This is a genomic window from Arthrobacter sp. CG_A4 (assembly GCF_035985125.1).
GTDB lineage: Bacteria > Actinomycetota > Actinomycetes > Actinomycetales > Micrococcaceae > Arthrobacter.
This window is the reverse complement of the sequence record NZ_JAXCID010000052.1, coordinates 1-22,884: the sequence shown is the minus strand read 5'-3', so window position 1 is coordinate 22,884 and position 22,884 is coordinate 1. Positions and strand designations below refer to the sequence as shown.

General features: G+C 66.8%; 28 protein-coding genes, 1 pseudogene and 1 riboswitch. Of the genes and pseudogenes, 21 read left to right on the top strand and 8 right to left on the bottom strand.

Going from position 1 to position 22,884, the window contains the following annotated elements:
- The coding region (locus RCH07_RS17195) for a DUF6036 family nucleotidyltransferase (protein ID WP_326968702.1) at positions 1–499 on the bottom strand (499 nt) is incomplete at its 3' end.
- Positions 489–1,040, bottom strand: a complete 552-nt coding sequence (locus tag RCH07_RS17190) for a hypothetical protein (protein WP_326968701.1) — start codon at positions 1,038–1,040, stop codon at positions 489–491. The genes RCH07_RS17190 and RCH07_RS17195, both read right to left, overlap by 11 nt.
- 770 nt (positions 1,041–1,810) lie before the next feature.
- Here RCH07_RS17190 and RCH07_RS17185 point away from each other — a divergent pair.
- The 4 genes from RCH07_RS17185 (at position 1,811) to RCH07_RS17170 (ending at position 4,050) form a co-directional block, all read left to right on the top strand.
- Positions 1,811–2,242, top strand: a complete 432-nt coding sequence (locus RCH07_RS17185; protein WP_326968700.1) for a VOC family protein — start codon at positions 1,811–1,813, stop codon at positions 2,240–2,242.
- Between the two features lie 4 nt (positions 2,243–2,246).
- Complete coding sequence (locus RCH07_RS17180) at positions 2,247–2,888, top strand: winged helix-turn-helix transcriptional regulator (RefSeq protein ID WP_326968699.1); 642 nt, start codon at positions 2,247–2,249, stop codon at positions 2,886–2,888.
- A gap of 92 nt (positions 2,889–2,980) precedes the next feature.
- On the top strand, positions 2,981–3,445 hold the full coding sequence (locus tag RCH07_RS17175; RefSeq protein ID WP_326968703.1) for a HipA domain-containing protein: 465 nt from the start codon (positions 2,981–2,983) through the stop codon (positions 3,443–3,445).
- 302 nt (positions 3,446–3,747) lie between these two features.
- Positions 3,748–4,050, top strand: a complete 303-nt coding sequence (locus tag RCH07_RS17170) for a DUF4193 domain-containing protein (RefSeq protein ID WP_326968698.1) — start codon at positions 3,748–3,750, stop codon at positions 4,048–4,050.
- Between the two features lie 209 nt (positions 4,051–4,259).
- Here the strand turns inward: RCH07_RS17170 and RCH07_RS17165 are convergent, their stop codons facing one another.
- Positions 4,260–4,979 carry a hypothetical protein gene (locus RCH07_RS17165; protein ID WP_326968697.1) on the bottom strand — a complete coding sequence of 240 codons (720 nt, stop codon included), beginning with the start codon at positions 4,977–4,979 and terminating at the stop codon, positions 4,260–4,262.
- A gap of 158 nt (positions 4,980–5,137) precedes the next feature.
- Positions 5,138–5,212, bottom strand: a riboswitch (cyclic di-GMP riboswitch).
- A gap of 272 nt (positions 5,213–5,484) precedes the next feature.
- Here RCH07_RS17165 and RCH07_RS17160 point away from each other — a divergent pair.
- The gene (locus tag RCH07_RS17160) at positions 5,485–6,030 is read left to right on the top strand and encodes an AMIN-like domain-containing (lipo)protein (protein ID WP_326968696.1); all 546 of its coding nucleotides are present in this window, start codon (positions 5,485–5,487) and stop codon (positions 6,028–6,030) included.
- A gap of 19 nt (positions 6,031–6,049) precedes the next feature.
- Here RCH07_RS17160 and RCH07_RS17155 read toward each other — a convergent pair whose 3' ends face one another.
- From RCH07_RS17155 to RCH07_RS17140, 4 genes are read right to left on the bottom strand one after another with little or no spacing between them, the layout of a single operon-like run.
- On the bottom strand, positions 6,050–6,442 hold the full coding sequence (locus RCH07_RS17155; protein ID WP_326968695.1) for a flagellar assembly protein FliW: 393 nt from the start codon (positions 6,440–6,442) through the stop codon (positions 6,050–6,052).
- On the bottom strand, positions 6,439–7,338 hold the full coding sequence (gene flgL, locus RCH07_RS17150; RefSeq protein WP_326968694.1) for a flagellar hook-associated protein FlgL: 900 nt from the start codon (positions 7,336–7,338) through the stop codon (positions 6,439–6,441). Before flgL ends, RCH07_RS17155 begins: the two co-directional genes overlap by 4 nt.
- 2 nt (positions 7,339–7,340) lie before the next feature.
- On the bottom strand, positions 7,341–8,750 hold the full coding sequence (flgK, locus tag RCH07_RS17145) for a flagellar hook-associated protein FlgK (protein WP_326968693.1): 1,410 nt from the start codon (positions 8,748–8,750) through the stop codon (positions 7,341–7,343).
- A gap of 10 nt (positions 8,751–8,760) precedes the next feature.
- On the bottom strand, positions 8,761–9,243 hold the full coding sequence (locus RCH07_RS17140; protein WP_326968692.1) for a flagellar protein FlgN: 483 nt from the start codon (positions 9,241–9,243) through the stop codon (positions 8,761–8,763).
- Positions 9,244–9,545: 302 nt separating this feature from the next.
- On the opposite strand from RCH07_RS17140, the gene RCH07_RS17135 reads away from it, so the two are divergent.
- The 16 genes from RCH07_RS17135 to RCH07_RS17060 all read left to right on the top strand — a co-directional run bounded on the left by RCH07_RS17135 (position 9,546) and on the right by RCH07_RS17060 (position 22,716).
- Positions 9,546–10,391: a flagellin N-terminal helical domain-containing protein gene (locus tag RCH07_RS17135; RefSeq protein ID WP_326968691.1), complete on the top strand. Its 846-nt coding sequence runs from the start codon at positions 9,546–9,548 to the stop codon at positions 10,389–10,391.
- 134 nt (positions 10,392–10,525) lie between these two features.
- Complete coding sequence (fliD, locus tag RCH07_RS17130) at positions 10,526–11,833, top strand: flagellar filament capping protein FliD (protein WP_326968690.1); 1,308 nt, start codon at positions 10,526–10,528, stop codon at positions 11,831–11,833.
- Positions 11,830–12,360 carry a flagellar export chaperone FliS gene (locus RCH07_RS17125; RefSeq protein ID WP_326968689.1) on the top strand — a complete coding sequence of 177 codons (531 nt, stop codon included), beginning with the start codon at positions 11,830–11,832 and terminating at the stop codon, positions 12,358–12,360. The genes fliD and RCH07_RS17125 overlap by 4 nt, the downstream gene beginning before the upstream one ends.
- Positions 12,347–12,733, top strand: a complete 387-nt coding sequence (locus RCH07_RS17120) for a hypothetical protein (protein ID WP_326968688.1) — start codon at positions 12,347–12,349, stop codon at positions 12,731–12,733. Before RCH07_RS17125 ends, RCH07_RS17120 begins: the two co-directional genes overlap by 14 nt.
- A gap of 146 nt (positions 12,734–12,879) precedes the next feature.
- The gene (locus tag RCH07_RS17115; RefSeq protein WP_326968687.1) at positions 12,880–13,221 is read left to right on the top strand and encodes a flagellar basal body rod protein FlgB; all 342 of its coding nucleotides are present in this window, start codon (positions 12,880–12,882) and stop codon (positions 13,219–13,221) included.
- Positions 13,221–13,613, top strand: coding sequence for a flagellar basal body rod protein FlgC (locus RCH07_RS17110; protein WP_326968686.1), 393 nt, complete (start codon positions 13,221–13,223; stop codon positions 13,611–13,613). Before RCH07_RS17115 ends, RCH07_RS17110 begins: the two co-directional genes overlap by 1 nt.
- The gene (fliE, locus tag RCH07_RS17105; RefSeq protein WP_326968685.1) at positions 13,613–13,918 is read left to right on the top strand and encodes a flagellar hook-basal body complex protein FliE; all 306 of its coding nucleotides are present in this window, start codon (positions 13,613–13,615) and stop codon (positions 13,916–13,918) included. Before RCH07_RS17110 ends, fliE begins: the two co-directional genes overlap by 1 nt.
- Positions 13,918–15,525: a flagellar basal-body MS-ring/collar protein FliF gene (gene fliF / locus RCH07_RS17100; protein WP_326968684.1), complete on the top strand. Its 1,608-nt coding sequence runs from the start codon at positions 13,918–13,920 to the stop codon at positions 15,523–15,525. The genes fliE and fliF overlap by 1 nt, the downstream gene beginning before the upstream one ends.
- Positions 15,522–16,535 (top strand): flagellar motor switch protein FliG, encoded by a 1,014-nt coding sequence (gene fliG, locus RCH07_RS17095; protein WP_326968683.1) that lies wholly within the window; start codon positions 15,522–15,524, stop codon positions 16,533–16,535. The genes fliF and fliG overlap by 4 nt, the downstream gene beginning before the upstream one ends.
- On the top strand, positions 16,525–17,178 hold the full coding sequence (locus tag RCH07_RS17090) for a FliH/SctL family protein (RefSeq protein ID WP_326968682.1): 654 nt from the start codon (positions 16,525–16,527) through the stop codon (positions 17,176–17,178). The genes fliG and RCH07_RS17090 overlap by 11 nt, the downstream gene beginning before the upstream one ends.
- Positions 17,175–18,503 (top strand): FliI/YscN family ATPase, encoded by a 1,329-nt coding sequence (locus RCH07_RS17085; RefSeq protein WP_326968681.1) that lies wholly within the window; start codon positions 17,175–17,177, stop codon positions 18,501–18,503. The genes RCH07_RS17090 and RCH07_RS17085 overlap by 4 nt, the downstream gene beginning before the upstream one ends.
- Complete coding sequence (locus RCH07_RS17080; protein WP_326968680.1) at positions 18,500–18,934, top strand: flagellar FliJ family protein; 435 nt, start codon at positions 18,500–18,502, stop codon at positions 18,932–18,934. Before RCH07_RS17085 ends, RCH07_RS17080 begins: the two co-directional genes overlap by 4 nt.
- A complete protein-coding gene (locus RCH07_RS17075) occupies positions 18,931–19,608 on the top strand; it encodes a C40 family peptidase (RefSeq protein ID WP_326968679.1) in 678 nt (225 codons plus the stop codon). Before RCH07_RS17080 ends, RCH07_RS17075 begins: the two co-directional genes overlap by 4 nt.
- On the top strand, positions 19,605–21,059 hold the full coding sequence (locus tag RCH07_RS17070; protein ID WP_326968678.1) for a flagellar hook-length control protein FliK: 1,455 nt from the start codon (positions 19,605–19,607) through the stop codon (positions 21,057–21,059). The genes RCH07_RS17075 and RCH07_RS17070 overlap by 4 nt, the downstream gene beginning before the upstream one ends.
- 18 nt (positions 21,060–21,077) lie before the next feature.
- The gene (locus RCH07_RS17065; protein WP_326968677.1) at positions 21,078–21,512 is read left to right on the top strand and encodes a flagellar hook assembly protein FlgD; all 435 of its coding nucleotides are present in this window, start codon (positions 21,078–21,080) and stop codon (positions 21,510–21,512) included.
- A gap of 31 nt (positions 21,513–21,543) precedes the next feature.
- The gene (locus tag RCH07_RS17060; protein ID WP_326968676.1) at positions 21,544–22,716 is read left to right on the top strand and encodes a flagellar hook protein FlgE; all 1,173 of its coding nucleotides are present in this window, start codon (positions 21,544–21,546) and stop codon (positions 22,714–22,716) included.
- Positions 22,717–22,769: 53 nt separating this feature from the next.
- On the opposite strand, the pseudogene RCH07_RS17055 reads toward RCH07_RS17060, so the two are convergent.
- A pseudogene (locus tag RCH07_RS17055) lies at positions 22,770–22,884 on the bottom strand (class I SAM-dependent methyltransferase); the annotation flags it as partial.

The following is a 22,884-nucleotide window of genomic DNA, read 5'->3' as shown; positions in this document are numbered from 1 at the left end:
GGCCAAGGAACGCGATATCGACCGCCGCACGTACCCGGCGACACTCAGCACGAGGATCTTGACACCCGCCCCCAGCCCTTAACCGAACGGCATTGTCTTTAGCCCTCCCCGGAATGAGCTTGGCGACGCACAGATCATGGGGGTCCAGGCACAGTCCGTTCCGGCCGCGGGTGTTGTCGTTGCTGACCTTGACGAGTCGATCCGCCCAGCCGGTCGGGAGCACCGCGGTGTCCCGACCGACGCCCTGGACGTAGAAGCCGTTTGTCTCGTGGAACGTGGACATTTCGCCAATGGCAGCGTCCAGCTGTGTGGCGAGGGACTGCGCATCATCATCGTGCATTGGCGCGATGTCGACTTCCTCTGAGCGGGTCGCCTCGTCCGGCAACTCGCCTTCGGTGTAGGAGCCCAAAATCGACTGGCTTCCGATAACGAAGACCTCGGCAGCCCCGATGATGTCGGTGGCAGCGCGGATGGCGTGCTCGAGCTCGCTACGCCGCATTCGGAACCTTCTGGGCCTTGTGAATGGCGACCAGTCGCTCCTCTTGGGACAGCACCCCGGCGAACGGCGTCATTTGGCGAAGGTCGATTCCACGCTCGTCCGGGCGGAGCATGGCCGCCACCAGCGCGGTGACGTCCCCGCTGACAAGCGATTCCCATTCGCGAACCCAGCCGGCAGCGTATGCGTCGCGGGTCCTGGCCATCATCTTCTGGAGGTTGCTTCGGGCCTTGCTCAGCACCGTCTGGGGATCCTCAATCACTTTCTCAGCCACCGCGCGGTGCAGCTCATAGGACACCCGTTCTTCGCGGCGCGCCAGATGGGGCCGGCTTGCCTTGGCTTTCTCCAGCTGGCGCTGGATGACGGCCGGGCTTACCCCGGTCACCTGCGCGATCCGGCGGATAGGCATGCCCTCGGCCGATAGCGCGAAGACGGCCTCGGCGCGTCGCCTAGAAGCCGCGAGCATCTGCAGGCGCGATGTCTCGGCAGCCTCAGCGGCTTCTTTAGCTTCCCGGATGAGCCCATCCCTCAACGTGGTTGACATTTATGTATCCTACCCCCGTACAAGAGTTGTGGCTCAGAACTTCGAGGAGATTTGGGGTTTTGGCCCTCGACGGGTATTGCGCCCCGATCGCCGTCACCAACCCGCCCTGGTGCCTGTCCGCCGGTGGAGGGAACTGACCGCCTTACGGCCGCCCTTGCTCTCGAGGCTTTCTGTAAACAGCCGACGCCGCCGGGGGAGTCGTCAGCGGCGGGGTACTGCGGTCGGCGGCCCAGCGCCGCTGTCTTGCATACGCGCATGGAACGAACTGCTGCAGGGAGTTTGGGACCGCCCTGGTCAACGCCAAAGTCTCCCGGCAGGCCCTGCTGGCGCTCCTTGGGCACGTGTCCGACGGGATGAGCCTGCGCTACGGGAGGCTGTTCGATGCCACCGTCCATACCGAATACGAACGTGCCCCATATCTGGCCAGACAACAGGCCCGCACACCCCTCAGTGGCAGGACCATGCTGCCGCTGAGAAACATCACCGGCGCCTGTCCAGGGTTCCCCCTACGGACGGGAGGGCTGTGCAGACGAGTACTGAAAGTGGCAGTTTTGACAGTGTGCAAAGCCGTCTGCGCCCGTCCTGGTGAATGACCGGCCAATGGGCGCCGTCCACTGGACAGCCTCCGACCCGATGCCGTCGCCGGGGACGGTGGTGAGATCGACAATCGCCGGCTCAGTCGATCGCCGGGATCCGAGGTCTTGACGCGACACTTGTTTTTTGCAAGTATCGATACTGTTCACTACCGAACCCACGAGAAGGAGACCATCATGCCCGCAATGTTCGTCAACCTGCCGGCGACCGACCTGGCGCGCTCGAAGGCGTTCTACACGGCGATCGGCTTTACCATCAACCCGGCCATGTCGGATCACAACGGCGCCTGCGTCGTTGTCGAGGAGGGCCACAGCTACTTCATGATATTGACGCGCGAGTACTTCCAGACCTTCACCGACCTTCCGATTGGCGACCCGGCAGTGAACCCGTCGGTGTCGACTGCCATCTTCCTCGACAGCCGTGAGGCTGTCGACAAGGCCCTCACCGACGGCACTGCCGCGGGGGGCGCGGAGCCGCACTCCGCCACGGACTATGGCTTCATGTACCAGCGCCAGCTCAATGACCCCGACGGCAACATCCTCGAGTTCGGATGGTTGGACCCGGCCACCGCCCAGGGCCCCGAGGCCGTCGCGAACCAGCAAGCCTGAGGCGATGGCCGCACGAGACTACGGACAGTACTGCGGCCTCGCGCGGGCCTTGGAGCTCGTGGGCGAGCGTTGGGCAATGCTGATCGTTCGCGACCTGCTTGTCGGGGCGCGCCGCTACGGAGAGCTCGCTGCGGGGCTTCCCCGAATCCCGAGCAACATTTTGGCGGCGCGGCTCAAGGAGCTGCAGGAGGGCGGTATCCTCCGCCGGGTACCGCACTTGCGCGTCATCGTTTACGAGCTGACGCCCTACGGCCGCGAGCTCGAGCCCGTCGTGCTCGCGTTGGGTGCCTGGGGCTTCAAGGCGATGGGTGATCCGCGGGAGGGGCAGGTCATCACCCCCGACTCGATGACCATGGCGCTCCGCACCGCTTTCCGTCCGCAGGTGGCGGCAACGCTGCCGGCGACCGCCTACGCGGCGCGCTTCGGTCCCGCCGAGCTGCTCATCCGGGTGGACGGCTCCACCCTCGATGTGACGCGCGGGGACGGACCGGCGGACCTCGTTTTCGCCGCGGGTCCGGGCATCCGCCGGCTCATCTCGGGTGAGCTCGCCCCCGATCGCGCGATCGCGACCGGCGTGGTCGAGGTGCTGCGCGGTCGCGGAGACCTCCTCGATCGCTTCGCGAGCACGTTTCATCTGGCCGACTGATCCAGGCGCAGTGCCACCGCCGGATTCCACCAAGTCATCCGCCGGGGTGCCCGCAAGGAATTCCGCTGGAGGATTCAGGCGCCCCCGCTTGAATCTCAGGTGCACCGGTCAAGGACGCCAACGAAATGTTTAGCCGGGCCGCATTCGTCGCAATGGTTAACAACACCGATGACCACATGCGTAACCACGGGCTGCTGCGAACCGGCAACGGGTGGAGGCTGTCGCCGTCGTTCGATGTGAACCCGATGCCATCCGGCGTATCGGATACCCCGATGGTGCCCGGCGGGAGTCTCTACGACAGGGACGTTCGTGATCTTCTCGACTACACCGATGTTTTCAGACTGACAAGAGAGCAGGCTATCCAGCGGCTGCAGCGTGTTGCCGACGGCATCTCCCACTGGCGTGAGGACGCGCTCAGCCTGGGGGTCGATCATGACCTCTTGGGGTACATGGGACGTGCATTTGATAGCGAAAATGCGGATCGTGTCAGCTCGCTGGCAGTGGCGCCGCCCGTGGTCGACCTGGCCGGGCCACTGGCCCGGGACGTCCAGCGATGAAGCACCAAGGGGAAGTCTGGATTTCTGAACACCCGCGCGGAGGCAAGAGAGTGCGCGGACACTATCGCAAACGTCGAAGCTGACCGTCAATCGCCCGCAGGAGAATGTGCGAGCACTGCGAAGGCGGTCCCGCCACCGGCCCGGACCCGTCGGCTATGAATCCTGCCCGCCCTAATCATCTGCCCGCACGACTTAAAGTGTCTGATTGGGCACACTTTTCTTCAAGTGAGTGCATAATGACCTAAACTGCTTCACTGAGGTGCCTGAAATGGCGCTGCGCAGCAACGAAAGTGAACCCCGCTATGGCTACCGATTACGATGCCCCACGCAAGACAGAAGAGGAATCTCCCGCTGAATCGCTGGAGGCACTTCAGGCGTCCCGCAGTGGCGGCGCCCAGACTGCTGTTATCGACGTCGACGAGAACGACACGGCTGAAGGGATCGACCTCCCCGGCGCGGATCTCTCCGGCGAAGAACTGACCGTCACCGTTGTACCCGAGCAGTCCGATGAGTTCACCTGCTCCTCCTGCTACCTGGTCCGTCACCGCAGCCAGGTAGCCCGCGAGAAGAACGGCATGAAGTACTGTCGCGATTGCGAAGGCTAAGGGACCCTCCACCACGGGGCACCAACGTCACGTCACACATGGCAGGACTTTGCAAAGCGCCGGCACCCACCCGGGGGGCCGGCGCTTCGCCGTCTGGCACTTCTTCGTAGCATGCCGGGGCCTTGACCGGCTGAGTGGGGTATCCGTTCACATGGCGGTGAGTTCTGGCGGTCTCCTCAGCGACGCTACTGGCAGTCGTTCAGAGGGCGTCATTCCGACGGGCCCGTCATGCCTGCCGGCACTTCGCCGGTCGGCGGACGGAGGCTCTCACATGAGGCCCTGAGGATCCGGGCAATGCTGTGCCCTTCGCCATGGCCAAGATGGGTGATGATGGTGGATCCGCCGTCGAACGCGACGGTCAGGGTCTCACCGGAAGTCCTCTTGCCGAGCGTGAGGCCGCGCAGGGAGTCCATAGCGAAGGAGAGGAAGGCGATCGGTCGAGCCGTGGAGTGCCCCGCGAACACCAGGCGCCGGTCCGTCAAGGCGGCGATTCCCGGCGCACTCCCGGTCTGGCCCACTCCGATGGCCCGGACGGTTTCACGGCCCTGGAACACGGCAGAGAGGGCGCGAACCTCAGCGGCCGCGAGGGGTGGCAGGCCGGCCTGGGCCGAGGCCCGACGCACCCCGTGGTCGTGGAGGATCCCTTCCGGGATGTGGTCCTGGACGGCGGCCAGGTTTCCGGCGCCCCTGCCCGCCGGTTCCTCGGCCCAGGTGATGTCGGTGACATCCTTGTCTGCCGCCACGGTTCCGGTGAGCCGCACCGCGGGTCGCCTCCTGCGGAGAGAGCGGGGCACCTCGATCACCACCGCATCCGCGGCTAGGGAGACAATACGGAAACCTGCCGCTTCGACGGCACCGCGCAGGGCCGCCAGCGTTTCCGCAACATCGGCAACTATTGTCCAAATGACCGGGCGTGGGGCACTAAACACCTGCGTGCCTTTCGGCAGCGGACGACCTCCTGGCATGCCTGACCGGGGGCGGCGCGTCGGAGGCAAAGGTGAAGTGACAAAATGGCGGGTCCATTGACCCGGGCCGGAGGGCGGATGGGCGGATGAAGGTGGATCGTCGCATGGTGGCGGCCTGTCTATTCGGTAGCCCGGCTGGCCCTGTGGGTCCCGTGGCGTTGCGTCCCCGGATTACTCCGGGTTTGCCTTTGTCGCAGTGCGCTCGTCAATGTAGAAGTCGCTGGCGGAAATGTACCACGTTGGCCATTGGACGTTGCCTGCCCGCGCGCTCGACGGCGGGCGGCAACGCGTCCAACACCCCAACGGAGCGGCTTGAGATTTTGTTTGCCGGGACCATACCGTGATCACGCGCGGCCCAGGCTAACGGTTGGGCGCCGAAGCCCGCGAAACCCCCCGTCTCCTGGCGTCGGCGGTCCTACTCTGGAAGTGTCCGATCGCACTGGGCTGACCGCTGTAGGGGGTGGCCGAATTGAAGAAGTTTCGGGTTTGGTTCGTTGCTGTGTTGCTGGCCGTGGGCATGGGGCTTGTGGCGCCCGGCCCGGCGTCAGCGGATCCTTATTGCGGACAGGTCTGGGGATCGCTGGTGAAGGCTGACCCGGCGATGATCGAGTCCGAGGTGGTCAACGTGCGCACGGGCCAGCACTATTGTTTCGACCGGGTGGTCATCGACCTCAACGGGCCCGTGGCGGGCTACACCGTCCGCTATGTGCCGCAAGTGACACAGGACGGCTCGGGTTTCGGCGTCCCGGTGCGGGGCTTGGCGTTCCTTCAGGTCACGGTGAATTCCCCGGTCTATGACGGCAGCGGCAACGCCACCTACAACCCGGCGGACAAGAACGAACTGACCAATGTCGGCGACTACCAGACCTTCCGGCAACTGGCGTGGGCAGGCAGCTTCGAAGGCTATTCAAGCCTTGGGCTCGGGGTCCGGGCGCGGCTGCCGTTCCGGGTATTCTCCCTGGCCGGGCCCGACGCCGGCTCACGGCTGGTGATCGACGTCGCGCACTTCTGGTGACGGCCGGGTATGAGACGGGTCAGAGCGCGTTGAGGTCCGCCCGGAGCGGGTACTCGCGGCCGTCCAGGACCAGCTGGGTGCACCGGCATGTGGCCGGGTTGATGATGATCGGGGCCATAAGGTTCACCGTGGTTGCGGCGGGTGAGTGATTGAGCACCACCAGCACCTGGGGCGCCTTGCCCTGATCCAGTCCCAGGGCCTCGAGCGCGGATGCGGGAAGCGGTGGGGCGTAGTTGGGAACGAAGACGGCGGCGTCAGCCAGGAACAGCCGAACGGGGCTGCCGGAGGTCGCTTCCAAGGCATACAGCCCGGCTGCGCCTTCGACCCTCCGCAGCGTGAAATCACCCACGTTCTCAAGGCCTGGCATGGGGGCGGTGAAGGTCACGGGAGTGTTCAGCACGGCGGTGCTCACCGAAGGAAGTCCATCAGCGTGGGCTGAAGGACCCGGGCCGTGGCGGCCAGGGCCACCTGGTAATTGGTTTCCTGAAGTTTCAGGTCCATGATGACGCTGCCAAGATCCAACTTTTCTATGCCCATTTTCTGCGCATCCAAGGTGGCCTCCAGTTCTGTATTGACGTTGCCGGCACGTTCCAGCTGCGCCTGCCGTGTTCCTATCTCAGCACGTCCGTTGACGATGTTGCTAAAACCAGTCTCCAGGTTGCCGAGTTGCGCCGGGGTGGGGGCTGTTCCGCCAGCCAGCGCGGCAGTGATCGATCGGACAGCGTCGAAGATGGAGGTGGCACCGTCGCCGAAGATTTTGACCCCGTCGACGTCGACCCGTACCGTCTGGTTATCACTGATGCGTCGCTCCACGGTGCCGCCGGGAATCCCGGTGTACGTGGGCGGGCTGCCGGCGGCGCCCGGAGTGAAAGCGCCCGCGGCGTCTGAGCTTCCGGCAAAGATGTTGCGGCCCAAGTGCTGGGTGTTGGCGATCGATAGGAGGTCCTTGTTCAGGGATTCCAGTTCGAGGGCGATGGCGTCCTTGCTGCCTTGTCCCAGGGCCCCGTTCCCCGCCTGCACCGCAAGGTCCTTGATCTTGTGCATCACATTGGTGGCCCGCTCGAGGGCGGAGTCCGCCGCGGTGAGCCAGCTGTTGCCGTCGTCGATGTTCCGGCCGTACTGGGCGTTGGCGGCGAGAAGGGCTCGGGTTTCCAGCGCCTGGGCGGTGGCGGCCGGATCGTCCGAGGGCCGGGAAATCTTGTTGAGCGAGGTGGCCTTTTCCTGCAGTTCGGCCAGCCTGGCCTGCTGGGTCTGCAACGTCCGCTGGGCGGACGCGCTCATGGTCAGGTTTGTTACGCGGTTCAGCATGGCTATCTTCCTACCAGTCCGGTGCGGTTGATCAAGACGTCAAGGGCTTCGTCGACGGCGGTCATCACGCGGGCCGCCGCCTGGTAGGCATGCTGGTTGGTGAGCAGGCTGACGTTTTCCTCGTCCAGGCTCACCGAAGTCTGGGAGGCACGGCCGGTGAGCGCGGAAGCCTGGGCGGCTGTGGTGAGAGCCTGGTGCTGCTGGGCTCCCCTTGACTGAACGCCGATGCCGGTGACGATGCCAGACCAGACCTTGTCCGGAGAGTTCGCCCCGGTGCCGAGCTGGGAGATCTTATCCGCGATGCTGGTGTCCAGGGCGCCGCCGGTGGACCCTTTGAGGGCAATGTTGGCCATATCCGCTGGGCCCGAGATGCTCAGTGCAGCGGGTCCTGTGCCGTTGGTGGTGAAGAAATCGACTTTTGTGGCGCCGGAACCCGTGATGCCCGAGCGGTGGACAGCGTTCACCGCGGTAGCGAGGGCCGAAGAAAATTTGTTGTAGGACTCGGCCGCTTCGGCGATGGCGCCGCCGGAGCCGCCGGAGGCGGGCGCCAGCACGGACAACGCACCGGCGAGTTCGCCGCCGTCGGGCGCTGCTACTCCGGCCGGATCCTTCCACAGCAGCTGCACCGGCGATCCCATCCGGTCCGACGGCGATCCCGAGAGGGCCAGGGTTCGGACCGAGCCGCCGGTCACGAGGGCATTGCCGCCGACCAGGACATCTACGGTACCGTCCGCCTGTTCTCGAACGGTGCCGCCGGCCAGGCCAGCGATTTTTTCCGTGAGCTTGGCCCGGGCATCGATCAGCTCGTTCGCGGAGCCGCCGGCAGCCAGGGTGGACCGGATGGTGGTGTTGTAGGTGGCCACCTGGGCCGCGGCAGCGTTGACCAAGGTCACCGCGTCCTGAGCCTGGCCGCGCACGCTGGTCCACTGTGAGTCGAGGGCCTGGTACGCGGAAGAGACCTTGGTAGTCACGGAGTTGGCGGCATTGAGGAGCAGTCCTTTAGGGCCGTCCTGGGACGGCTGGGCTGCGGCGCCCTGCCACGCGGACCAGAAACCGTGCAGTGCGGTGGAGATGCCGTTGTCGCCGGGCTCCCGAAGGATGCCCTCGATGCCTTGCAGGGCGGAGGAACGGACACTGGCGTAGCCGGCCTGGGCGCTTGTCGAACGGACTCCGCCGTCGAGGAAACTGTTGCCGAGCCGGGCGATGGCGTCCACGGACACGCCCTGGCCCGGCTGTAACGCTCCGCCGGAGAAGAGACCACGGGCGGGCGCCGATACCGAGGACTGCTCGACGCGTTGCCGGGTGTATCCCTCGGTGGCGGCGTTGGCGATGTTCTGGCCGGCCACGTTCATGCCCTGCTGGGCTGCGGTCAGTCCACGGTAGGCGGTGTTCAGGGCGCCAAAGGTGCTCATGGTCGCTTCCTTAGAATTGTTTGTCGAAGATGCGGGAACCGGCGGATTCCCCGGTCTTGCCGTGCGCGTCGTAGGTGCCGGCCACCGGCCTCAAGTTGGCGAGGGACTCTTGGGTGGAGCGGACGGCGGTGCGCAGGTATTGCTCGTTGGAGTCGCGCAATTCCTTGATCAGGGCGGCCTGGCGGGTAAGCGCGGTCAAGTGGGCGGTGAGGACCTCGGACCAGGCGCCTTCCGGTGCCGCTGCGGCCAGTTCCGCCAGGGAAGCGTCACTGGGCAGGCCCCAGATCTCGGCAACGACGGCGGCCTCTATGGTGCGGGCCAGGCTGGCCTGCGACAGATGCACCAGTACCTGTTCGACTTCCTTGGTGCCGTGCTGCAGCCAGCGGGATTTGCCTGAGGTCAGCAGCAGCTGCTCTTCCTCCAGTTTGAACGTCAGGACGTCCAGGAGTTCGCGCTCCCGCCACAACAGGGCGGATAGTTCGTGGATGGCCATGGTCCGGAGGGCTCCCTTTCGGTGACTTCATGCGGAGGTGCCGGGCGGGCAGTACTTAAGGTGTGTGCTGCACCCGTCAGCAGGGTTCGTGGAAACTATCGGCCGGGGGATGTCATCCGTTAGCGGGAACGCGGCTGACAACGCGGAAATGCGGCTGACAACGCGGGGAATGGTTTGGGATACGGGGTCTTTGGAAAAGAATTTCGGGTTTCTCCTTACCTGCCCTGCCGAAATGGCGATAGCTACTCCTGAAGGCCCACGGACGGGCTTTCGCACATCATCCCAATCACGGAGGAATCATCATGGGAATGCAGATCAACACCAACCTGGCTGCGAACAACGCTTACCGCAACCTGAGCAACACCCAGAACGACCTGTCGAAGTCCCTGGAGAAGCTGTCCAGCGGCCTGCGCATCAACCGCGCCGGCGACGACGCGGCCGGCCTGGCCATTTCGGAGGGCCTGAAGTCCCAGGTCAGCGGCATGGGAGTTGCTGCCCGCAACGCCCAGGACGGCATCAGCGTCATCCAGACCGCTGAAGGATCCCTCAACGAGGTCCACTCGATCCTGCAGCGTGTCCGTGACCTGGCCGTTCAGGCCGGCAACGACTCCAACAGCATCAAGTCCCGCGAGGCGATTACCACGGAGGTTAAGGCTCTCGGCGAAGAGCTCACCCGCATCGGTGCGTCAACAAACTTCAACGGAACCAAACTGCTTGATGGCGTCACGGCCACGCTGACCTTCCAGGTCGGTGCCGGAAGCACGGCTGCCGCTGATCAGATTGCTGTGAAGTTCATGGACATCGCAGCGGTTGGTACCGCAGTCACTGCCCTCGGCACCGCGGCCACGGATGGCTTCAAGGACGCGGCGACGGCACTGACGACGATTGCCACCGTGGACACCAACATCCAGGCTGTCTCCACCGCTCGGGCAGATCTCGGCGCCAGCCAGAACCGCTTCGAGAGCGTCATCAAGAACCTGAACGTCTCCAAGGAGAACCTGTCGGCCGCCAACTCCCGCATCCGCGACACGGACATGGCTGAGGAAATGGTCAAGTTCACCAAGGCCAACATTCTCTCCCAGGCCGGCACCGCGATGCTGGCCCAGGCAAACCAGTCCGGCCAGGGCGTTCTCCAGCTCCTGCGCTAAACCGCTCCGGGCACTTTCCGGTAGCACAGTTTGACCGGTGAGGGCCGGGCGGTTGGAGCAATCCACCGTCCGGCCCTTCCGCGCAGTACCCGAGTTTTGCAACAGGATCCCAGCCCAGCCAAGGAGAAGCAGCCATGGGAATTTCACTGGACGGCCTAGCCAGCGGGTTGGATACCACCTCCCTCATCAACTCGTTGATGCAGGTCGAGGCAATTCCGCAGACCCAGCTGAAGAACAAGTCCTTCGACGTCCAGTCCATGGTGTCCGCCCTCCAAGGCCTGAATGCAAAAGTCGCAGCCCTCGCCACGCTGGCAACAGCGGTGGCCAAGCCCGGCGCCCTTGCGCTGACCGCAGCGACGACCAGCAGCGACAAGGTCCTCGCCACCACCACAGCCTCCGCGAAGGCAGGTGCTATCGACTTCACCGTCAACAAGCTGGCCCAGACCCAGGTCACCGTCTCCGGAAAAGTCGCGGCCTGGCCCTACACCACCATGACCATCACCAGCGGCGGCCAGGCGGTCACCGTCTCCCCGCTCACCAGTTTGCTGGACGACGTCGTCACGGCAGTCAACGCCGCCGGCGCCGGTGTGACTGCCAGCAAAGTCGCAGTTGGCGGCGGCGAATTCCGCCTGCAATTCGCCGCCAGCGCTTCCGGCAGCGCCGGCTCCTTCACCATCAGCGACCCGGGCACGGTCTTCACCAACGCCAAAGATGCCCAGGACGCCGAGATTCAGCTCTGGGCCGGATCGGCGGCTGCGCAGACCGTGACCTCGTCGACGAATACATTCACCGACGTCGTCCCCGGCGTCTCTGTGAGCGTCAAGGAGGTGAGCGCTGCCCCGGTCACGCTGACGGTGGCCCGCGACGACACGGCCATCGCCAAGAACGCCGCTGATTTGGTCGCGGGACTCAACGGTATCTTCTCCCTGGTGGCGGCCAAGACCGCTGTCAGCAGCAACGGAACCGGCACCTCTGCCGGCATCTTCAACGGGGAAAGCACCGTCCGGGACCTCAACCAGAAAATCCTTTCGGCAGCCTCGGTCCCCGTCGGCACACCGCCGCGGTCACCGTCGGAGATCGGGATCAGCATCACCAAATCGGGCACTCTCGAATTCGACGACAAGAAATTTGCCGCCGCACTGGCCGCCAACCCGGCGGCCGTCACGGCCAGCGTGCAGGAGATCGCCACCCGGGTGGCTGCCGCCGCAAACCAAGGCTCGGACAAGTACAGCGGCACACTGACCACCCAAATCACGGGTCAGCAAAGTGCGGTCAAAGAACTGGGCCAGCGCATTTCCGACTGGGACACCCGCCTGGCATCACGCAAACAAACCCTCCAGCGGACCTACTCCGCGCTGGAGGTCGCTCTCAGCGGCATGAAAGCCCAGTCCGCGTGGCTTTCTTCCCAACTTGCAGGTCTCTCAGGAAGTAACTCAGCATGAGCACCACCACCTTCGGCGGATACGGCAACGGTTCGGGAAGCGCTGCCCAGCGGAACCAGTACCTGGCTGATTCCGTACTGTCCGCGCCGCCGGCGCGGCTGCTCACCATGCTCTACGACCGCCTCCTCCTGGACCTGGGCCGGGCCGAAGCGGCGCAGCAGTCGGCCAACTGGGCGGTCGCTTCTGAGAATCTGCTCCACGCCCAGGCGATCGTTTCCGAACTTTCCTCCTCGCTCAAGGTGGACGCCTGGGACGGGGCCAACGGCCTGTTGGGGGTTTACAACTACGTCTCCACGGCACTGATCAATGCGAATATCCAGCGGGATGCCGCGCTGACCCGGGAAGCCATCGAATTGTTGGAGCCGCTGCGGCAGACCTGGCATGAAGCAGCGGCCGCCGTTCCGACGTCGGCGTCCGTCCCTTCGCCGTCCCCGAGTATCCCGGCCGTTGCAGCTGCAGGGCGCTCAGGGGCCGGCGCCTGGAACACCCAGCCCGGCAGCGGCGGTGGAAGCCTTGGCTTCGGCTGAGCGGGCTGCGGCCGCACCCGGAGCGGCCCACGAGACGGAATCCTCCCTCAGCGCCTGGGCCGCCATCCTCGACGTCCTGGAATCGGCTGTTGCGGTGGCCGAACGGACGCTGAAGGACCCGCTTGGTCCCCTGTCAGCGCCCCACCACGCTGCCGCAGCCAGCCCGCGCGAGCGCTGGACGCCGCCTGTCCTGACGGGTCCTTTGCCCGCCGAAGCCCGCCGTCGTGCCGTTGCCCTATCTGCCGCCCAGCAGCGTGTGGCCCAGCGGTTGGAGGATGCCCGGCGGGACCTGGCACGGCAGCTCCACGCGGTCTCCTCGGTGCCCGGCGTCGGAGACCCTTCGGCCGCCATCTATCTTGACGTCAGCAGTTAAGAAGCGTCCGGCACAAACCTTAGGAAAAACCTGTCGCATTTTCTCCTAACGCGCGGCTGAGCAGTGCCGATAACCACTGTTAGAGCACGGATCGCTCGTTTGACGGCCACGGATCGGCCACCCGAAACCATCCCAGGCAGGACACTGTGCTCGAATCCGTGACTTCCGCCGCCTTGGCCAGCGCCATGGACGGCCTGGCGCTGCGCCAGCGCTCCATCGCGAACAACATCGCGAACGTCAACACGCCGAACTACCACGCGAAGCGCGTCAGTTTCGAGGCAGCCCTAGCGGATTCCGTGAAGTCCGGCGACGGCAGCGTTGCCGCCGCCACCGGCACCTCGCTGGAACCCACCCAGCTGAATGGCAACAACGTCAACCTGGACACCGAGACCCTGTCCAACATCGACACCGTGCTGCGCTTCCAGTTCGCCGCCCGCGCCATCGGCGGGGAATTCAACGCCGTGCGCGCTGCGATGAGGACCAACTAGTGACGTTCGACGCGATCGGCATCGCCGGCTCCGCCCTGACCGTGCACCGCAAGTGGCTCGACGCCGTCTCGGACAACCTGGCCAACATGAACAACGCCTCAAGCACCAACGGACCCGCCTTTCAGACCAAGTACGTGGAAGCGGCCGAGGGCGCCGAAGGCACCGGCGTCTACGTCAAGAGCACCCAGCTGGGCAGCGGCGAGGGCCGGATCGTCTACCAGCCGGACCACCCGCTGGCGGATGCCGACGGCAACGTGAAGTACCCGGACGTGGACATGGCCGAGCAGATGGGCGCGCTCATCATTGCCCAGCGCGGCTACCAGGCCAACGCGCAGGTGGTGGACCGCGCCCGTGAAACCTACCTGGCCGCCCTTGAGATTGGAAGATCCTGATGCCTGTTTCCCCAATCGCCCCCGTCCAGGGCGTTATGCCCACGGACTACCTTTCCGGTGCCGGCGCGCCCGCCGGCACTGACGGCTCCGCCTTCGGCGCCTCGCTGACCGGCGCGGTGGACAACCTCCAGCAACTGCAGTCGACGTCGAAAGAGCTCGCTGTCTCGGCCGTCACCGGCAACCTGGACGACATTCACAACGCCACCCTCGCCGCCAGCCGCGCCCAGATCACCCTTGAGCTGGTGGCGGCCGTCCGCAACAAAGGCGTCGACGCGTTCAACGAGATCATGAGGATGCAGGCCTGATGCCACCGCAGATTACCGGCTTCTTCCGGCGCTTCGGATCGGGCCTCAAAGGATTCACCACCGGTCAGCGCACCCTCGCCGCGATCGGCGCTGCCCTGCTGGTGGTAGGCATCATTGCCCTCTCCGCGTGGTTCTCCAGACCCACCATGACGCCCTTGTTCTCCGGCCTCAAGGACACCGACGCCAACGGCATCGTGGAGCAGTTGCGCAAAGACAGCGTGCCGTACGAACTCAGCGACGGCGGCTCCACCATCCTCGTGCCGCAGGCCAAGGTCTACGACGAGCGGCTCAAGGCGGCCGCCGCGGGGCTCCCGACAGCCGCCGCCACCGGCTACTCCCTGCTGGACAAAATGGGGGTTACCTCCTCGGAATTCCAGCAGTCCGTCACCTATAAGCGGGCCCTCGAGGGTGAGCTGGCGAGCACAATCACGGCCATGGACGGCGTGAAGACCGCCGCAGTCCGGCTCGCGATTCCGGAAAAGACCGTCTTCGTGTCCAAAACCCCTGACACCACCGCCTCCGTTTTCGTGGAAACCGCCCCCGGCACTACACTTTCCGGCGACAAGGTCCAGGCAATCGTCCACCTGACCTCCGCCGCCATCGAAAACCTCAAGCCCGCCAACGTCTCCGTCGTCGACTCGCAGGGCAACGTCCTGTCCTCGGTGGGCGCCGGAGCCGCCGGATCGGCGAGCAAGCAGGCCACCGACTACCAGCAGCGCACGTCCGACGCCGTGAAAGCCGTGATGGACCGCGTGGTGGGCCCGGGCAACTCCACGGTGGCCGTAGCCGCCGACGTCACCGGAGAATCAGCCCAGCAGAAGAGCGAAACGTTCGCCAATGCTGAGGGCGCCCTGCCGCTGAGCGAGTCATCCAAAACCGAGAAATACACCGGGACCGGGGGAGGCGCCGCGGGCGTCCTCGGCCCGGACAACATCGCCGTCCCCGGCGGCACCAGCGGCAACGGCAGCTTCGACTCCTCGACTGCCACCAAGAACAACGCCGTCAACAAGATCACCGAGGACCGGGTGATCCCGCCGGGCGCCGTCAAGCGGCAGACCATCTCCGTGGCCGTCAACCAGTCCGCAGCCGGCGGACTGAACTTGGGCTCGCTGACGTCCCTCGTCACCGCCGCTGCCGGCATCGACGCGGCCCGGGGCGACGTGGTCACCGTGGAAGTGGTCCCGTTCAGCACCGCCGCCGCAGATCAGGCAGCCGCCTCCCTTGAGGCTGCAAAAGCCGACCTCGAGGCCCAGAAACAGTCGGCGTTCTTCGGCACCCTGATTACGGCCGGCAGCATCCTGCTGGGACTGCTGATCCTCGCCCTCGTCATCGCTATGGTGCTGCGGCGCCGGCAGAAGCGCGAGCCCGTGGACCTCGGCGAACGTCTGGACCTGGAATTGATGCCGGTGATGCCCGCCGTCTCGGCGCTCGAAGCCCCGCCCCTTACCTCGGCCATCCCGCTGGCGGCGCTGCCGCCATTGCCGCCGTCGTCCTCCCAGCTGGAAGCCGAGCGGCAACGCGTTGAAATTGACAGCATGGTGGCGAACAACCCCGAGAAGGTGGCCGACTATCTGCGCGGGCTGATGGATGACAGGCAACCGGTATGAAACTCGTCGAATCGACACTTACCGGCACCCAGCGGGCCGCCGTGGTCCTGATGCAGATGAGCCCGACCAACGCCGCCCTGGTGATGGCGCAGTTCACGGATTCGGAGGCCGAAGAGATTGCCGCCGAGATTGTGCGCCTCCGGAAGGTGGACCCGGTAGTGGCCGAGCAGGTCATGACCGAATTCCGGGAAAGCGCCCTATCCTCACCCCGCCAGGCCCGGGGCGGCCGGGAACTTGCCGAAAACCTCCTCGAAGCCTCGTTCGGTGCAACGAAGGCCGCCGGGCTGATCAACCGTTTGGCCTTGAACGTGGCGGGCCGGTCCTTCGAATTCCTCGAAGACATTGAGCCCGTGCAGGTCCTTGCCCTCATCGACGGCGAACTTCCGCAGACCATCGCCCTTGTCCTCGCCCACCTGAGCCCGCGGAAGGCCTCCACCGTGATGTCCGGGCTGCCGGGCTCGCTCCGGGCCGACGTGGCCCTGTGCATCGCCACGATGGGTTCCGGCGCACCCGAAGCGATCGGGATTGTGGCGGAGACCCTGAAAGTGCGTGGCGGGGCCGCCGTCTCGCAGCAGGCGTCCAAGGTAGTCGGTGGTATCCAGCCGCTGCTGGAGATCATCAACAAGGCCGACGCCAGCACCGAGCGCTCCGTGCTGGACGGCCTGGACCTGCTGAATCCGGAGCTCGCCGGGGAGATCCGGGCGCAGATGGTGGCCTTCGAGGACATCGTCAAGCTCGAACGCCGCGACGCCCAACTGGTGCTGCGCGGCCTGGAATCGACCGTGCTGGCCGTCGCTATGAAGGGCGCCTCCGAAGCCGTGCTGGAGAGCATCACCACCAACGTCTCCGGCCGCAACCTGGAAATCCTCGAAGCCGAGATCGCTGCGCTGGGCCCGCTGCGGGCCTCGCAGATCGAAGAGGCCCGGGCCGCCGTCGTCCGCTCCATCCGTGAGCTGGACGCCGAAGGCGCGATCACCATTCACCGCGACGAAGAAGACTATGTTTACTGACGGGTCCGACGCCGGCAGCGCACCGGCGCGGATCATCTTCCCTTCGCTGCGCTCGAGCGGCCCTGCCAGCGACCAGGCCGGCTATACCGAGGGCCACGCCGCCGGCTATGCCGCGGGCGTCCGCGCCGCCGCCAAGGAACAGCGCCGCTGGCGGGACCGGATGGCGGCCGAACAGGCTGCCTCGCTGGCCGCCGGGCAACAGGACCTTGACCGTGCCGTGCGCGCCCTGGCTGTGGCACGGACCGACTTCACTCTCCGCAATGTCCGGGCCCTGGCGGACGCCGAAGAGGTTCTGGCCCGCACCGCGCTGGAACTCGCGGAGGCCATCCTGGGCTACGAACTCGCCGAAGGCACCCGGACGGCGCGCGCCGCCCTGGACCGGGCCCTCGCCGGCAACGAGGACGCCACCGTGCTGGCGATCCGGCTCAACCCGGCCGACATCGAGGTTCTCGGCAGCGAAGGCCAGGGACTGCCGGCCGGCCTGCGAATGATAGCAGACCGGGCGCTGAACCGCGGCGACGCCAGGGTCGACTACCAGCAGGGCTGGCTAGATGCAGGCCTGGGCAGCGCCCTGTCCCGCGCCCGCACCGCCCTCCTCGGAGACCACGGCCGGGGCGACAGCGCGCCGGGGGACCGGCCATGATCGCCGGGTGGCGCCCCAAGGGTGCTGACTACGCCGCGGCAATCAAGGCCGCCTGCCCGCAGCGGATCGGCGTCGTCACCTCAGTCATGGGCCTGGGCCTGGAAGTGTCCGGTCTGGACTGCGCGCTGGGCGATCTGGTGACCGTGGGGCAGGACCCGGGCCTCGACGCCGAGGTGGTCGCCGCAATGGCCGGCTCGGTGCGCTGCATGCCGCTGGGCCGCCTCGCCGGTGTTGCGGCGGGCGATCCCGTCCGGGCCAAGGGCGGCACCGTGCTGGTCCCCACCGGACCGGGACTCTTCGGCCGCGTCATCGACGGACTCGGCCGCCCGATCGACGGCAAAGGCCCGCTCAGCAGCGGCCCCCGCGTGCCGATCGACAACGAAGCCCCGAACGCCATGAAGCGCGCCCGGATCGACACGGCCCTGCAGACCGGGGTGAGGGTCCTGGACACGATGACCACCCTGGGCAAGGGCCAGCGGATGGGCCTCTTCGCCGGCTCCGGCGTGGGCAAGTCCTCGCTGCTCTCGATGATCGCGCGCGGCACGGACGCCGAGGTCTCGGTGATCGCCCTCGTCGGGGAGCGCGGGCGTGAAGTCCGGGAATTCCTCGAGGATGATCTTGGCCCCGCCGGGCTGGCGCGCTCCGTCGTGGTCGTCGCCACCTCGGATGAACCCGCCCTGATGCGGATGCGCGCGGCCTTCACCGCCACCCGCATCGCCGAATCCTTCCGGGACAAGGGCCAGGACGTGGTGCTGATGATGGACTCACTCACCCGGGTGGCCATGGCCCAACGCGAGATCGGCCTCTCCGCCGGCGAGCCTCCCGCCACCCGCGGCTACCCGCCGTCGACCTTTTCCGTCCTGGCCCGGCTGCTGGAACGCGCCGGCACCGCCGAAACCGGCTCCGTCACCGGCATCTACACCGTGCTGGTCGACGGCGACGACCACAACGAACCGATCGCCGACGCCGCCCGCTCCATCCTCGACGGCCACGTCGTGCTGGACCGGAAACTCGCCGTCACCGGGCATTTTCCCTCGGTGGACGTGCTCGGCTCCATTTCCCGCGTCGCCACCAAGGTCAGCACCCGCCCGCACCTCGAGGCGGCGGCGACCCTGCGCCGGGTCCTCGCGGCGCGCAAGGCGGCACAGGACCTGATCGACGTCGGCGCCTACCAGACGGGCACCAATCCGCTGGTGGACGCCGCCCTGAACCACGAGCAGGACGTGAACGGCTTCCTGCAGCAGCCGATGGATGAATCCACGGCCCACCCCGAGTCCTGGATGCGGCTCGAAAACCTCACTTCGATCCTGGGAGCCGCAGCATGAACCGCCAATTCTCCCTGGCAGGGCTACTGCGCCTTCGCCAGATCCAGCAGGACCAGGCCGCCACCGGGCTTGCCCGCGCCCGGTCGCGGTCCAGTTCCGTCCGGGCCCGGGAAACGGCCGCGCGCCGGGAGCTCGCCGCCACCGACAACCCCAGCTCATCCGCGGTGTCCCTGCGGGCGATTGCGGCCGCACGGTCTTCATCGCATAGCATGCTCACGGACCTTCGGCACCTCGCACAGATGGCCGAAACCGAGGAAGCCGATGCCCGCAGCGAGTTCATCGCCGCCCGCACCCGCTCCGTGGGCCTGGAGAAGCTGCAGGCCCGGCACGATGCGGAGGTCAGCACCGAGGATCTCAGGGTGGAGCAGTCGGCCCTGGACGAGATCGCCTCGACCGTCTGGCACCGCGACGAGCAGCCGGTGACGTCATGAGCATGACCGAGGCGATCGGCCGGATGCAGGGCATCCAGTCCATGATTTCGGAGCTGACGAAGCCCGCCGCGTCCGAAAGCAACGCCGCCGCGCTGAAGTCCGCCGCCGCGGCCTCGCTGGCCACCGGGACCGGAAGCGGCGATGCCGCCTCCTTCACCGAAGCGCTGAGCGCTGCAATGGGCGGGACCGCCGGCGCCGGAAGTTCTGCCCTCGCCAACGGCCTGGGGCTGGGAAGCACGACGGCGGTGGGGGCGCTCAAGGGCCTCACCGCGCCCGGCACAGTTCCCGCGGCCGGCGCAGCGACGGGAACCGACGTGGTGGCCATGGCGAAGAAGTACATCGGCGTTCCCTACGTCTGGGGCGGCACCAACCCCGCCACCGGAATGGATTGCTCCGGTTTCACGCAGCGGGTCTTCAAGGACCTCGGCATCGAGATTCCCCGCGTCGTGAGCGACCAGATGAGCCAGGGGACGCCCGTCGCGTCGCTGGCCGAAGCCAAGCCCGGCGACCTGCTGGTCAGCTTCGGCGGGAACCACATCTCCATCTACCTGGGCAACGGCAAGGCGATCGACGCCCCCGTCCCGGGAAAAACCATCCAGATCCGCGACGCCTGGGAACAGCACTCCAACCTGACGTCCATCCGGCGGATCGTTCCGGCAGGGGCCGGGGCATGAAAGGCCTGGATCTCGCAGCCACGCTGACCGGACCGGTCCAGGGCCGGGGCACCCAGCAAGGGACGCGGTCGCGGCCCGAGGCGGGAGGCCCCGACGCGGGCTCCTTCGACGCCGTCTTCAACGACGTCCACAATGTTCGTCCCGGAAAGGCGCCCGACGCCGATCCGACCGTGCGCGACGCACTTGCTGACCCCGCGCAGGTTCCTTCCGACGCCTCGGCGAAAGATTCGGCGGCATTTGCCGGCAACGCGCAGCTGGCAGCCGGCATTGCAGGAAATCACCCGCAGGCGACCCAACAGGGCGAGCTGACCGCGGTACCCGGACTCCCGGTGACCAGTGATTCCGAACTGTCATCAGCCCTTTCTGCCGTTGCGGCCGGGGCAACGCCCGGACCTGATCCGCGCCTTGCGGTGCCGGCAGCACTCCTGGGCGGAATCACCCCGGCTGCTGTGGCAGCTCCGGCGGGCGGAACAAGCCAGGCGGCACCGTCGGCTCCGGCTCCGGCCACCCCTCCCGAGGCCACCACGGGAGCCACTGCCCCCACGGTCGCCCATGCCCCGCTCACGACGCCTGCCAAGGGTTTTCAAGCCGCTGCTCCCGCGGCCGCAGCGGCGACGGCCACGGCTGTGCCGGGAATCGCTGTGCCTGGAATCGTGGTAACGGGAAACGCGGAACTGCAGGGCGTTGCTGCGGCAACGGCCGTCGCGCCGCCGCCTGCAACGCCCGCGCCGGCCGTAACACCGGCATTGCTGGCAACTGTCATGGCTGCCAGCGGCGGCGCGGCTGCCGTCGCCGCCGTCGGGCCGGCCGAAGGTACGACGGTCCGAACAGATGCGGCAGGGCCCGCGGATGCGCTCGCCGCGGCCGGCGCGGCAGCAGCCGCAACGCCGGCCAACCAGCCCGGGACGACACCGGCAGCGGCGCCCGTCCCGCCGGCCCCGGCGCCGGCCGCGGCCCAGGCGCCGTCCCAGCCCGGCGCCGCACTCCAGCCGCAATTGGCCAAGCCGCTGTTCACGCTGGCCGGTGCGTCCCACGGGCAGCACATCATGACGTTGCAGGTGACTCCGGAGGACCTAGGGCCGATGACGGTCAGGGCGCACATCGATTCCGCGGGCGTCCGGATCGAGCTCTTCGCCCCGGGCGATGCGGGCCGCGAGGCGATCCGCGGGATGCTGCCGGAACTCCGCAAAGAGCTCGCCGATGCCGGCTTCGGCGCCAGCCTCGATGTCTCGGAACACGGCGGCCCCGGCACAGCGGCCCGGGGTAGCGGAGACCAGGATGCGGACGGCCGGGACGGCACTGGCAGGGACGGCGGCGCCGGACCGGGCAGCCGGAACGGCCCGGGCGACCCGCGCCCCGGACACCGCTGGGATGCCCTCGCGGACGCCGGGACCCTGCGCAACGCCAGAATCCTGAACGGCGCTCAAACCACCCTCGACATTCTTGTCTGACACGAAGGAACGCGACTCATGACGATCCAGCCCATCGCCTCACAGCCGGTCACAGCCGCGGGGGAGACCCCGCAGGCCGCTGCCGTGCGCGCGCCCGTACAGACCATGGATTCAGAGGTCTTTATGTCCCTCCTGGTGGCCCAGTTGAAGAACCAGAACCCCAGCGCGCCCATGGACACCAACCAGATGATGAGCCAGACCATCCAGCTCTCCATGATGGAGAAGATGTCCGAGCTGACCACCAACAGCAAGGAAGGGTTCTCCCTCCAGATGCGGCAGGCCGCCGCCCAGTTGATCGGCCATTCCGTCGGCTACACTCTCGGCGACGGCACCACCGGCACGGGCATCGCCAGCTCCGTGTCCTACTCCGGCGCAGTCCCGACCGTCAAGGTCGGTGACCTCTCCATTCCCCTCGACTCCATCACCGGGCTCACCGCTCCGGCCGCTTCCTGACCAGTTTTCCACCCGTAGAAAGGCAGTTCCCATGCTCCGCTCGCTGTACTCCGGAATCTCCGGCCTTCGCGCCCACCAGACCATGCTGGACGTCACCGGCAACAACATCGCCAACGTCAACACGGCCGGCTTCAAGGCTTCCTCCACCCAGTTCCAGGACACGCTGTCCCAGATGACGCAGGGCGCGACCGGCCCCCAGGCCGAAACCGGCGGCAGCAACCCCGCCCAGATCGGCCTCGGCGTCCGCGTCGCCGGCGTCAGCACCAACTTCGCTCAGGGCTCTTCGCAGAGCACCGGCCGCGCCACGGACATGATGATCTCCGGCGACGGCTTCTTCGTCACCAGTAAGGGCGGCCAGCAGCTCTTCACCCGCGCCGGTGCATTCAGCCCCGACGCCTCCGGTCAGCTGGTCAGCCCCGACGGCGGCATCCTGCAGGGCTGGAGCGCCGTGGCGGGAGTGGTTAACGCCGGCGGTCCGGTGGGCGACATCACCGTGAACGGGAACACCCTGGTGCCGGCCAAGGCCACCACCTCGGCGACTATGGATGGCAACCTGCCCAGCGACGCTCCTGTGCCGACCACCCTTCAGCGCGTCGTCAAGGTTTTTGACTCCAACGGCGCCGAGCGGAATCTCACCATCGACTTCTCCAAGACCGCGACGGGTTGGGATGTTGCCGCAAAAAACGGCGCGGCGGTCTCGAATATCACGTTGACACAGCAGCCCGATGGCGTGCTGGTGGCCAGCGGCCCGCTGTCGGTTGGCGGCGTTGACGTAGACCTCTCCAAGGCATCCGGATTCGCCGGCGTGGCCTCACTCGCCATCAGCGGCCAGAACGGCGCCGCCGCCGGCAAGTTGCAGTCCTACACCCTCGGCAACGACGGTTCGGTGATCGGTTCCTTCAGTAACGGCGTCAAGCAGGTCCTGGCCAAGATCGCGCTCGCCAAGTTCACCAACCCCTCCGGCCTCGAGAAGGCCGGCGGCTCGTCCTACGTGGCTACCGCCAACTCCGGCGGCGTGCAGCTAGGCGGAGCGGGCGACGCCGGAATCGGCAGCCTGACCGGCGGGTCCCTGGAAATGTCCAACGTGGACCTTTCCCAGGAATTCACCAACCTGATCGTCGCCCAGCGCGGCTTTCAGGCCAACGCCCGCATCATCACCACCTCTGACGAGGTCCTGCAGGAGCTCGGCAGCCTCAAACGGTAGGGTACTGCCGGGAGGCTCCGGCTTCGGCGTTGTGCCGGGCCCGGAGCCGCCGTCGCGTTCTGGGCCGCGTCCGGGCCGGTGTCCGGACCGTCCCAGACCGCGCAGGAGTAAACCATGGACGGGCCGAGGACGAGGGCATAGAAGTTGTTGCCAACGTCGTAGTGGTGC

What these genes read in the sequence shown, in the direction of transcription:
- fliF (WP_326968684.1), top strand. Translation starts at nt 13,918, where the DNA reads ATGCCACCGCAGATTACCGGCTTCTTCCGGCGCTTCGGATCGGGCCTC.
- RCH07_RS17185 (WP_326968700.1), top strand. Translation starts at nt 1,811, where the DNA reads ATGCCCGCAATGTTCGTCAACCTGCCGGCGACCGACCTGGCGCGCTCG.
- RCH07_RS17140 (WP_326968692.1), bottom strand. Translation starts at nt 9,243, where the DNA reads ATGGCCATCCACGAACTATCCGCCCTGTTGTGGCGGGAGCGCGAACTC.
- fliG (WP_326968683.1), top strand. Translation starts at nt 15,522, where the DNA reads ATGAAACTCGTCGAATCGACACTTACCGGCACCCAGCGGGCCGCCGTG.
- RCH07_RS17085 (WP_326968681.1), top strand. Translation starts at nt 17,175, where the DNA reads ATGATCGCCGGGTGGCGCCCCAAGGGTGCTGACTACGCCGCGGCAATC.
- RCH07_RS17180 (WP_326968699.1), top strand. Translation starts at nt 2,247, where the DNA reads ATGGCCGCACGAGACTACGGACAGTACTGCGGCCTCGCGCGGGCCTTG.
- RCH07_RS17135 (WP_326968691.1), top strand. Translation starts at nt 9,546, where the DNA reads ATGGGAATGCAGATCAACACCAACCTGGCTGCGAACAACGCTTACCGC.
- flgL (WP_326968694.1), bottom strand. Translation starts at nt 7,338, where the DNA reads ATGCTGAACCGCGTAACAAACCTGACCATGAGCGCGTCCGCCCAGCGG.
- fliE (WP_326968685.1), top strand. Translation starts at nt 13,613, where the DNA reads ATGCCTGTTTCCCCAATCGCCCCCGTCCAGGGCGTTATGCCCACGGAC.
- RCH07_RS17190 (WP_326968701.1), bottom strand. Translation starts at nt 1,040, where the DNA reads ATGTCAACCACGTTGAGGGATGGGCTCATCCGGGAAGCTAAAGAAGCC.
- flgK (WP_326968693.1), bottom strand. Translation starts at nt 8,750, where the DNA reads ATGAGCACCTTTGGCGCCCTGAACACCGCCTACCGTGGACTGACCGCA.
- RCH07_RS17090 (WP_326968682.1), top strand. Translation starts at nt 16,525, where the DNA reads ATGTTTACTGACGGGTCCGACGCCGGCAGCGCACCGGCGCGGATCATC.
- RCH07_RS17070 (WP_326968678.1), top strand. Translation starts at nt 19,605, where the DNA reads ATGAAAGGCCTGGATCTCGCAGCCACGCTGACCGGACCGGTCCAGGGC.
- fliD (WP_326968690.1), top strand. Translation starts at nt 10,526, where the DNA reads ATGGGAATTTCACTGGACGGCCTAGCCAGCGGGTTGGATACCACCTCC.
- RCH07_RS17080 (WP_326968680.1), top strand. Translation starts at nt 18,500, where the DNA reads ATGAACCGCCAATTCTCCCTGGCAGGGCTACTGCGCCTTCGCCAGATC.
- RCH07_RS17065 (WP_326968677.1), top strand. Translation starts at nt 21,078, where the DNA reads ATGACGATCCAGCCCATCGCCTCACAGCCGGTCACAGCCGCGGGGGAG.
- RCH07_RS17075 (WP_326968679.1), top strand. Translation starts at nt 18,931, where the DNA reads ATGAGCATGACCGAGGCGATCGGCCGGATGCAGGGCATCCAGTCCATG.
- RCH07_RS17060 (WP_326968676.1), top strand. Translation starts at nt 21,544, where the DNA reads ATGCTCCGCTCGCTGTACTCCGGAATCTCCGGCCTTCGCGCCCACCAG.
- RCH07_RS17170 (WP_326968698.1), top strand. Translation starts at nt 3,748, where the DNA reads ATGGCTACCGATTACGATGCCCCACGCAAGACAGAAGAGGAATCTCCC.
- RCH07_RS17125 (WP_326968689.1), top strand. Translation starts at nt 11,830, where the DNA reads ATGAGCACCACCACCTTCGGCGGATACGGCAACGGTTCGGGAAGCGCT.